General features: G+C 59.9%; 6 protein-coding genes. 5 read left to right on the forward strand and 1 reads right to left on the reverse strand.

What is annotated here, in order from left to right; genetic code table 11:
* Positions 1 to 122: 122 nt before the first annotated feature.
* The 5 genes from Pan189_RS11820 (at position 123) to Pan189_RS11840 (ending at position 6,786) form a co-directional block, all read left to right on the forward strand.
* Complete coding sequence (locus tag Pan189_RS11820) at positions 123 to 2,402, forward strand: serine/threonine protein kinase (protein WP_145364111.1); 2,280 nt, start codon at positions 123 to 125, stop codon at positions 2,400 to 2,402.
* 229 nt (positions 2,403 to 2,631) lie between these two features.
* The gene (locus Pan189_RS11825; RefSeq protein ID WP_310820371.1) at positions 2,632 to 3,612 is read left to right on the forward strand and encodes an aspartate carbamoyltransferase catalytic subunit; all 981 of its coding nucleotides are present in this window, start codon (positions 2,632 to 2,634) and stop codon (positions 3,610 to 3,612) included.
* Positions 3,613 to 3,695: 83 nt separating this feature from the next.
* A complete protein-coding gene (locus tag Pan189_RS11830; protein ID WP_145364112.1) occupies positions 3,696 to 5,000 on the forward strand; it encodes a dihydroorotase in 1,305 nt (434 codons plus the stop codon).
* Positions 4,948 to 5,838: an NYN domain-containing protein gene (locus tag Pan189_RS11835; RefSeq protein WP_145364113.1), complete on the forward strand. Its 891-nt coding sequence runs from the start codon at positions 4,948 to 4,950 to the stop codon at positions 5,836 to 5,838. The genes Pan189_RS11830 and Pan189_RS11835 overlap by 53 nt, the downstream gene beginning before the upstream one ends.
* Before the next feature lie 129 nt (positions 5,839 to 5,967).
* Positions 5,968 to 6,786 (forward strand): hypothetical protein, encoded by an 819-nt coding sequence (locus Pan189_RS11840; RefSeq protein WP_145364114.1) that lies wholly within the window; start codon positions 5,968 to 5,970, stop codon positions 6,784 to 6,786.
* Between the two features lie 66 nt (positions 6,787 to 6,852).
* Here the strand turns inward: Pan189_RS11840 and Pan189_RS11845 are convergent, their stop codons facing one another.
* Positions 6,853 to 10,647 (reverse strand): hypothetical protein, encoded by a 3,795-nt coding sequence (locus Pan189_RS11845; protein WP_145364115.1) that lies wholly within the window; start codon positions 10,645 to 10,647, stop codon positions 6,853 to 6,855.
* Positions 10,648 to 10,740: the final 93 nt, after the last annotated feature.

Raw genomic sequence — 10,740 nt, forward strand, 5'->3', positions numbered from 1 at the left:
GAGGTTTCGCCGAATCCTCGGTCTTGTCCGCCATTGGTGTTCTGACATAAGTTCCGCTCCGATGTCGAGACCGACGTATCGGGTTTCGCGAACGCTAAATCGCATCATCCGCAGGCATATCGTTGTCGGACCGACCATCTCCGCAGCTCTCCGAACTGCTCACGAGGTTCGGCCTCGGCGAGCGAGAGACGGTGCGCTGCTGTCGCCGACACATCCGCGCGGTCGGACGCAAGATTCCGATCTTCGACACGATCTGGGTCGACGCGCTGGTCGCCCAATCGAAATTGACCTTCTATCAGGCCGACAAAATCGCGGCCGGTCAAAGCGAGGAACTGTTCTTTTCGGACTACGTTCTTACGGAACCGATCCGGCCGGGATCCGACCCGAGAACATTTTTGGCGAAAGACGAGACCGGCAACATTGTCGTGCTGACGATGATCACAGAGCTGTCGGGGCCGGGCTCGGGATTGCTCGATCGTCTGTCCCGCCTTTGCGATCTCAGCACACCCGGCATTCATCAGTCGATCCGATTGCCGCACCAAGTCGTCACGCACGGCGAAAAAGTCGGACTCGTCAGTGAGCCGGTCACGGGACCGAGTGTCGCAGAGCTCATTCTGCGGCGGGGACGGCTGGAAACTGCTTTTGTCATCGACGCCGCCCGCCAACTTGCGTCGGCATTCGATGCATCAATTCGTAGCGGCGTGGTTCACGGAGCGATCTACACGACCAATATTCGCGTGGAGGATTCCGGTCGCGTGATCGCCGTCGGAGGAGGAATTGCCCCGATCACCGCACCGGTCATTCGCTCGGAGACCTTCGATTCCCCCGAGTCTTGTGACGGAATTGCGCCGGAGCGAATCGGCGGTTCGGCTCCCCCCACTGAGACCAGCGATATCTATGCGTTCGGATGCCTGATTTGGGCCATGAGCGCGGGACGAGCACCCTTCCTTCAAGGCGATCCGCTGGCGAGGCTGACCGCGCATCGAACGGGGCGGGTTCCCGATCTTCGAGATTACTGCGGTGACGCGGCCGAACCGATCGCCGACCTTGTGGCCCGATGCACCGAACCTGATCCGGGAAAGCGTCCCGAATCGTTCGTAGAAATCAGCGCATCGCTCGGTAAACGAAACCAACGAGTGAAATCGGGTTTGCGTTTACTGGCCCCGACGCCCTCAACCTCAACCGCTTCGCTCGACGTCAGCAGTGACTCGTTCAATCAAACGCGACCGCGTTATCCGCTCAGAAAACAAGCGACTCTCTGCGGCGCGATCGCCTTGGCCGCGGTGCTGCTAGGTTTCGGTCCGACGTTCTTTTTCCAATTGATGACCCCCAAAAACGTCGTCGCGGTCACAGAGCACGAACTCGATTCGTCGAGAAATTTGACGAACGCAGCGGCGGCGACCGAAGACGCATTATCGTCTCCCGAAGTTTCCCGACAGGACGAGTTGGCGACGGCGGGCGAATCGCTGACCAATAACGGCCCGACGAACCTCCGCAAGATGCCGCCCCCGGATGAGGCGGGAGTCATTCGACTCAGTTCGTCCGGTTACTATGAAGCATCGACGATCGACTACAGGGGCGACCTGAAGATCATCGGCCCTCCGCAGGCGACCGCAACGATCAAAATCGTCGAGCAGCCGCTTCGAGTGCGGGCCCGAACTGTCACACTCGAACGTGTTGGGCTTTCGGCATCAGCCGGAGCCACCTCACCCGCTCTCATTTTGGCGAACGCTCAATCGCTCTTCGTTCGCGATTCTTCTTTTGACGGCGGCGACGGTCGACGCACGATCGGTCTCGGCTGGCGACGCCTCGATTCGCGAGATCGGTCCGGCGGCGTCGTGCGGCTATCCGACTGTCGCTATCGCGGCCTTTCGACCGGACTGTTTCTCTCCGAAATGCCGAACGGTCTCTCGGCGCAGAATTGCCTGGTCTACTCCTCGCGCTCTTTCGTAACCGTCAATAAGACGGCCGGGGCGGACTCCCTGCGTGTCCTCTTCCGACGGGTCACGTCGCGGGAAGTCGATCGCGTCATCGACGTGCGATTCGATTCAGAAGGATTCTCTCAACTCAATCTGCATGCCGAAAAATGTGCGTTCTCGGGCGACGACGGCGCAGCGGTCTTCGGCTGGATTCGGGCCGAGGAGGCGAGTCGCTTCGCCATCGAGATCGACGGTCGCGAGAATCTGATTGATCCGCCCGTGTCGATCTCTCGTCGATTGAAAGATTCGAGCCGCCTTTCTCCGTCATCGGAACCACGAGTGAAGGTCGCCGGCGTTGTCGCCGGGCAGATCAAATTCGCAGGCAAAGTCGGTGCGAATCCCGACGGATCACGCGTTGTCGATTTTGTAGGGCCGCGGCGCGGTGACCTCGATGTCGGCTACCGTCCCGTTGAGCCGAACTGAAACCGAACCCGACTGACCGCGTGATATTTGAGCGGTTTGCCACAGGGTTCTCATTATGATCGATTCGCTCGACTTCACACGGCCGCATCCAAAGAATTGATCGACCGATCGCGGAGCGGTACGCTGTCGCTTCAGCAAGACATCTGATTCGATCGATCGCGGGTCACAAGTCGTTTGGTCGGTTCGGCTCAATGTGACATGGTCGCAGAACCACGGAAACGGGGGCTTCATGGATGCAGTGGCCGGGATGACGCCACGTCGTGTCGGAGGTAGCGGCATCGGTTGGAATCGCAAAAATTTGCTCGGCCTCGAGGGTCTCTCCGCCGAGGAATTGACGCTGATTCTCGACCGCGCCGCCGAGTTTAAAGCCGCGTCGACAAGCGGCCCTCAACGGTTCGACCATTTGGCCGGGTGCATTGTTGCGAATCTCTTTTTTGAACCATCGACGCGAACGCGAACGAGTTTCAGTCTGGCCGCGAAGCGGCTCGGGGCCGACACCGTCGACTTCTCTCCTTCCGGCAGCAGCCTGTCGAAAGGCGAAACCTTTCTTGACACGGCACTGACGATTCAGGCCCTCGGTGCATCGCAAATGGTCGTCCGGCATCCCGCCTCCGGAGGACCACATCAACTCGCACGGCGTCTGAATGCGGGTGTGTTAAACGCCGGCGATGGCACTCACGAACACCCCACTCAGGGCCTGCTCGATATCTTTACGATCCGCGAGAATCGCGGGTCGATAGAAGGCCTGACCGTCGCACTGGTCGGCGATATCTTACACAGCCGCGTTGCCCGTTCGAATATCTGGGGGCTTAAGGCTCTCGGGGCCCGCGTGATCGTCTGCGGACCGGCAACCCTGATTCCCCCTCACATCGAGAAGCTCGGCGTTGAGGTCTCCACAAACTTCGACGCGATCCTCGGCGAGATCGATTGCGTCAACCTGCTGCGAGTTCAATTTGAACGACAGCGCGGGGCGTTCTTTCCGTCGATCGCAGAATACGCCCACCTGTTCGGAATGAATGCAGACCGCATTCGGAGGTCCAGAAAGGACATACTCGTCCTGGCACCGGGACCGATCAATCGTGGTGTGGAACTGACTCCCGAGGTTGCCGACGGTCCGCATTCGGTCATCCTCGATCAGGTGACGAACGGCTTAATGGTCCGAATGGCAGCGCTCAGTCTGCTGCACGAGGCCGCTACCAAACACAGTTGATCGTTGAAAAACTGATCCGCGGACTGGAGACATCAAATGGATGATGATCTGGGGCCTGAAGCAAATCAGAGAAGGTTTCACTAATGTCGGCGACGGTGACACAGGTGATCCGTGGCGGACGCGTCGTCGATCCTGCGATTGGGACTGACGCCGTCATCGACGTGGTGGTCCGCGACGGTCGGATCGCGGCATTGACGAACGAGCCGATTGACGCAGATGAGGTGATCGACGCGACGGGTCTCGTCGTGGCTCCGGGCTTGGTTGATCCGCACGTTTCCTTTCGGGAGCCCGGTGACGAGTCAGATGAGACGACCGAATCAGGTTCCGCAGCGGCATTGGCCGGCGGCTACACGTCGGTCGCTTGCCTGCCGGACACCGAACCGGCCGTCGATGACCGAGCGGCAGCCGAATTTATTGCGCTGCAGGCCGAGCGGGCGAAGAATTGCCGTGTCTATCCGCTTGGCGCGGTGACGAAGGGAATTGCCGGAAAAGAGTTGGCTGAGATCGGACAACTGGTCGACGGGGGGGCGGTCGCTTTCACCGACGGCAAGCATCCGATTCAAAGCGCCGAGATCATGCGTCGCGCCCTGATGTATGCTCGGATGTTCGATCGACCGATCCTCGCTCATCCGCAGGATTCGACGCTCGTGGCTGGCGGCGTGATGCATGAGGGTTTCATCTCGACGGTTCTGGGTCTGCGTGGGATGCCGGCGGCCGCCGAGTACATCAGCGTTGCCCGCGACATTGCCTTGGCGGAACTGACTGAAAGTCGGCTACACATCATGTGCGTTTCCACGGCTTCGAGCGTCGAAGCCGTGCGGCAGGCGAAAGCTCGTGGCGTCAAAGTCACCGCCGACCTCACGCCGCACCACCTTTGTCTGACCGACACGGTCCTTCGGTCTTACGATTCACGATTTAAAGTGAATCCTCCCCTCAGATCAGAAGAGAATTTGGACGCTCTGATCGCAGGCTTATGCGACGGCACGATCGATGCGATTTCCGCCGACCATCAACCGTACGCCGAAGAGAAAAAAAGCGGCGACCTGCTTTCTGATCCGTTCGGCGTTTCGGGAATCGAAACTGCTTTTTGCATGTCGGCCCGCGTCCTCGTGGGCGGCGGCCATCTGACATGGCCCAAGTTAATACGGCTGCTGTCAACCAACCCGGCCGGTGTGTTGGGGATTGAGGCCGGAACGCTTCAAGTGGGACGACCGGCCGATCTCGTGATTTTCAACGCCGAAACCGCAGCGCCTATTTTGGCGAGAAATTTCCGGTCCAAGGGCAAGAGCAGCCCGTTCGAAGCCATGGAGGGGCTCGGACGAGTTGAGGTTGTGATTGTCGGCGGCGAAATTCGATATCGCTGGCCTGAAACAGATTCAACGGCCTGACGATCTTCTGCTCCGCGCGATCGATGTCGACGCGCGGGCCTTCACGGCTTCCGTAAGCCTGCCAACCGTCGCCGAGTTGATGAACGATATTTTAGTCGACGGTTACAACCTGATGCACGCCGCCGGGTACGCCCGCGAGCGATACGGACGCGGCGAATTGGAAAGGCTTCGTAACTCCTTTTTAGCCGCGCTGGCGGAACGGCTGGATGATCCGCAGCGCCGCCGAACCACGGTTGTGTTCGACGCCCAAGACGCCCCCGACGATGTCCGGAGACGGTACCGCCAGCTCGATCTTCTAATCCTGTTCGCCGGCGGTGATGGAATTGCGGATGAGGCCATTGAGAAGCGAATTTCGTCGCATTCCGCCCCGAGCAATCTACTGGTCGTCTCATCCGACCGTCGCATCCGAGATGCCGCGCGGCGTCGCGGGGCGCGCGACATCGGGAGCGAAGACTATTGGGACCGACTCGCACGGGAATTCCGTCGGCGTGACGTCGACGAAGTCAGCCAACCCGATATGAAACGGACCGGCGATATACTCGGGACTAACGAAGTCGACTATTGGCTCAAGGAATTCGGCGACGACTTGCCGCAGACATCAGGCGATGTTGATGACTCTCCGACAAATTCACCGCGATCTGGCGGCGGTCATTCGAATCGAAAACCGGATCGGGATTCGTCGACAAAACATGCCGCCGAATCCGATGCTCCCACCGTCGATTCCGCCGAAGCCTCGACCTCCGATCGAGAACCGCAATCGAGAGCCGGAGACATCGATTATTGGCAATCTCAGATCGATGACGTGATCCGCGAGGAACGTAATTCCGACAAGCGTTAAATCGTGACGGGACGCGATAAGTCATCTCAGCTCCGGCTGTCGCATTGACGGCGATGCTGCCGGACAGTCCAATACGGAACTGTACAAACTATGGTTAAGCGGTCTCACCAGCGCGACGCGAAGAGTTTTATGCGAATAACGAGCGTAGTTACCGGGCTTGTCTGTGCCACTTTGCTGACCGGATGCGGTTCGGGCACGTACGAATCGCGGATGCAGCAGGCGACGATCCCCTACTTCAAATATCGAAACGAAGTCGACGCGAACCTGTCGGCCGAATGGGCACGTGATACGCTGCGGTTTCGCGTGCCAAAACAGTTTCAGGAAGTGTTGGGGGGCAAACCCAAAGACGACGAACGAGATCCGCGACAGCCCGAATTCCTAGACGCCGATTTGCCCGGATTGGTGGCGGCGTGGACGGCCCAAATCGGCATTGATACGCCGGTCGAGCCTCGGCAACCGGGGGAAGAGCCGCGGGCCGCTCCGCTGCAACGACCGACGGTGCAGTCTTACGTCTACCTGCTATGGAATCGCGCGGTGAAGGGATCGCAGGGCGAAAATTTTGACTTGGTTGTCGTCAATCGAATTCTCGGCGGGCTCGGCCAATCGCGATTTACTTCGGAAGGATTAGCGTCGGCAACGAACTCGAAATTGGTGGGGGTCGGCGACTTCAAAGTCGAAAAACGGATCAGCCAGGTCGGGTTTCGGACCGAGGAGATCGTCGACGGCGTTCCGATGGACATCATCGTCGCGTTCTACCAGCAGCGAAGCGATCAGGTCGCCATGGTCTACGTGGTCCCACAAACTGCGAACTTCTCCGAGAGCATCCCGAAAAGAATTGATCTCTCGATCGAGTCTCTTCGCGTGGAATCCATGGCGGCTCCGGTTGGTGTGACTCCAGCGGGTGGAGAGCCTGCGGCGCCAGAAGGTGGCGGCGGACCGGCGTTTTAAGCCAACTATCCCGCTGATTGGTGCGACTCCGGTCGCAAGTAGCACACATGCGCTGTTCCGCCGGCACTACTCTTCTCCGGGCAGACCATTCTTGCCTGCGATCGATCGCGTGAAAGCATCATAAAGATCGCGGTATTCAGGCGGGGCTTTCGTTCGACGACCGGCCGAGCCACCCTGCGGTGACGAATCGATTTGGCGATTGCGGACCTCGGGAATCGGGTTGTCGAAGTCGATCGATTTGAGCATCTCGTCGAACTCGCGAGACTTCGCTTGCTCGCGTGCCGTCTCTGGCTTCTTCTGCGAAAGTCGATCTCGTAACCGCTGGCTGAATCGTTTCAGGTCGTCATCACCCCAGCCAAGTTTTTCGAGCAATTCCGGATCGGGTTCGCCTCGCTCCAAATCTTCCTCGAGCCGTTTGAGAACCAGATCGGTCGCCTGTTTCGCATAGTCGAGGTCGGCTTCTTCACCTCCGGACGATCCTCCGCCGGTGCCGCCTTCAGAGCTGCTTTCTCCCGCGGCAGTTCCGCCGCCTGCTCCAGCGCTATCTTTCGCAGAATTCTGGTCGTCGCTCGACGACTGCCCACCGGTTCCGCCTCCTCCTTCTGAGGAGCCACTTTCCGAAGAAGAGCTTCCGGCTTCTCCACTCGAAGAGCTCGAGCCGTCTGAACTCGAGCCACTCCCTTGGCCCTTGCCGGATTCACCCGCGGACGATGAGGACTCGCTGGACGACTCTCCACTCGATCCGCTGCCTTGCGATTCTCCATCCGATTTGGACTTCTCGCTCGAGCCGCCCGACTCAGAGGACTCGCCACTTTCGTCGCCAGCGGATGACTCGCTCTGAGATTTCTCACTTCCGTCTTTGGGAGTCATCGACGGATCGCTCTCCTCAGGCGAACCCGACTCACCGGGTGTCCCGTTCGGGTCCTGTTGATCGGTCGTCTCAGCCGTTCCCGTCCCGTCAGGTCCTCGGTTTCCCTCACTCGCTTCCTGAGAGCCTCCCGCTTCCCCTCCATCGGGCTGATCAGACTTCTGACCGTCGGGCTGGCCGGAACCGGCAGGTTCATCTGCGCCGGCAGGGGCATCGCGAGTCGACTGTTGGGTGCCATTATCTTCCGCGTTGTTGGGACTCTCGCGATCGACATCGGAGTTCCCGTTGCCTTCATTCGCTGAAGGATCAGATTGCCCACCATCGTCGGAGGAGCCGCGGTCCGGTCGGGCACCTTCGGGCGGCGGTCCCTCTTCGGAACGAGAATTTTCAGGTCGCTCACCTTCGTCGGGAGTCCGCTGTTCGGTCGCCCCCTTCGGTCCTTCGCGCTCGAGCGGCCCGTCGGCCTTAGCCGCATTCGGATCTCGTTCGTCCGAGCCGCGGGCCGGGCCTTTCTCCGAGCCATCCGCGGGCCGCGACTCTGCATTGCCGTCGTCCGACGCCGGGGTCTGTTCGCCAGAATCCGTTCCGTCTTCAGATTGCGCGGCGTCTCCTTCGTCACTGCCCGGTCGTTCGTTCTTTCCGCGTCCGGCCTGCGGATCGGCTTCGCCATCACCGGGACCAGTGGATTCTCCGCTGCCCGCGCCTTCATCGCTCGCTTCGCCGGCATCGGGAGCGCCGTCGGTCGCGTTGCCACCATCGCCCTCGGAGCCGTCACCCGGCTTGGGCATCCCGCCATCGGAATTCTGACCGCCTTGGGCGTCTTCCCCTTTCTGACCGTTCTCATCCGGTCGCTGTTCGTCAGATTGATTCGAGGGCGCCTCAGGGTCCTGTTCTTCTCGCCCCTGCGGATCTCGCTCCCCGGACTGATTCTCGGTTCCCGCTTCCCCGGTCCCGCCTGAGTCTTTCGGCTCGTCTTCTCCGTCTTTCTGCTCATCGAGTTCGTTGAAGTGCTCTACTGCCCGACGCAACGCCTGATCGTCGGCGGAACCATCATTGGCCAGCGGTTCGCTTGGAGAATTCTGTTCGCCGGATGAACCGTTCTTCGACTGCGAACCGTCCTGCCCGCCGGTATCGGACGAATTGGAGTCCTCCGAGTCGCCGGCGTTTTTATCGTTGCCCGGCTCTCCCGGTCCATCCTGCTTTCCGATCTCCTGCTTCGTTCCACTTTCGCCCCCTTCACCCTCAGACGAATCGTCGTCGGCGGACGGGTCGTCGCCGCGATCATCGTTCGCATCCGAGGCGTCGTTGCGATCTTTAACCAGTTCGTCCTGCTTGCGACGGTCTTCTTCGAGACGCTCTTCGACTTCTTCGGGCGAAACCGGTTCGATGATCGAGATACGGACCCGTTGGCTGTTCGTCGCATTCGGCTTGGGCTCGCGGTTGTCGAACGCTTTGAGCCAGAAGGTCAATTCATCGCCGGCTTCCAACCGGAAGTTCTCGAGTTTGAGCTGGCTTTGATTTCCGACCGACGAAGCCGCCCCTTTGGCCAATTGCAATTCTTTGGGCAACGCGGAACCGTTCTTCTCAAAGCGGACCGCGACCGAAGTGACCGCGAAGTCATCGCGCGCCGCCCACAGCAAAGGGACGATCGCGTTGGCCGGTCGCTCGATGTCGGAGCGTGGATCGCGCAGCAGGATTTCCGGATCGAGGTCGGGGCGAATTCGTACTTCGTAAACGGCGTGATCGCGACTCTTCAGGCCCGATTCGGAGACGCACTCGATGCGGTAGTACTTCGGACTCGATTGATCGGATCGCAACCGCAGCGGAAAGCGCGCGGTCAGCCGTTCGCCGGAAGAGCCGAGTTCGAATGAACGCTCTTCAGCGACCGCGCTGATTCCGCCCTCGGCATCGAAATTCGGGCTATCGGCAAAGACCAGCCGAGCCGAACGAAGTGGCTGATTCGCCAACGCCGTCACCGTAACTTCGGTTCCTTCGTACGCATCGATTTCCGGCTCGCTGCGGGTCGTGTCTTCGAAGCCCATGTAGTCGGGAAAGTCATAGGCGATCGTTTCCACCTCGGCCGAAGGGGGCCGCACAACTTCGATCCGGAATGGTCCGGCCGAAGCGTCACCCGCTTTGACGCGATAGGAGAAACCAACGTCGATGCCTAAGCCTTCCGGCCCCGACCACGACCGGCTCCACAGGCGGCTCACTTCGTCTTCGGCACTCAGCTTTAAGGATTCGTCAACCAGTCGACGATCATCGGTGGTCACGGTCAGGCTCACGACCTCGGGCTGCTTGCCGCCCAGATTGACTTCGAACAGAACCGGCTCTCCGGCCGCCAGCGTCGCGTCGCCGGGAAGAACCTTGAGAATTTCCGTTTCCGTGTCGACATCGACCGCGGCAGCCGGCAGAAAAGCCCGAACGATCGAATTGCCGATCGACTTCGGAGAGAAGACCGCATAGAGGCAGACCAAAACCACGGCTGCGAGGACGGCGTACGACAACCACAGCAATCGTCGCCGATCAATCGCATGATCGACGTCGACCTTGGTGAGCGCGGTCGCCGCCCGCTTTTGAATCGCCTGCCGCACTCCGAGATTGACGCCACCTGTTCCGCCGGCACCATCGACCAGACTGAGAAGCGACCCGCGCATCTCGGGACTGGAACGCTCGATCTGCCAAGCAGCGTATAACGAGTTGACCTTACGCCAATAGGGGACCACGACGCGCCAAATGATCCAGCCGAGGGAGACGATCGCCAATCCGCCGAGCATCAAGGCTCGACCGAGCTTGCTCATCCCGCCTTCAATAACCCAGTGATCCAAAATCGCGAACGCGAGCAGATAGACCAACCCGAGCAGAGCGATTCCAGCCAGCGACGTCAGGATGTCGGTCCATTTGATCGCGGACCGGGCCTTATCAACCTGAAAGTCGACGTACTCCTGAAAATCGAGGTACTTGCGGCTCGATTTTTCGACGGTCCCTGCCATCAGCTCCCCCGAATAGAATGACTCTGCTACCGATTATAGTCGGCGATCGCCTTGAAGGGACGGCAGTGCCAACACTTCTGAACAGAAAATCGC

Origin of the sequence: Stratiformator vulcanicus, from assembly GCF_007744515.1 — a bacterium.
In the GTDB taxonomy this organism is placed as follows: Bacteria; Planctomycetota; Planctomycetia; order Planctomycetales; family Planctomycetaceae; genus Stratiformator; species Stratiformator vulcanicus.

What these genes read in the sequence shown, in the direction of transcription:
- Pan189_RS11825 (WP_310820371.1), top strand. Translation starts at nt 2,632, where the DNA reads ATGGATGCAGTGGCCGGGATGACGCCACGTCGTGTCGGAGGTAGCGGC.
- Pan189_RS11830 (WP_145364112.1), top strand. Translation starts at nt 3,696, where the DNA reads ATGTCGGCGACGGTGACACAGGTGATCCGTGGCGGACGCGTCGTCGAT.
- Pan189_RS11840 (WP_145364114.1), top strand. Translation starts at nt 5,968, where the DNA reads ATGCGAATAACGAGCGTAGTTACCGGGCTTGTCTGTGCCACTTTGCTG.
- Pan189_RS11845 (WP_145364115.1), bottom strand. Translation starts at nt 10,647, where the DNA reads ATGGCAGGGACCGTCGAAAAATCGAGCCGCAAGTACCTCGATTTTCAG.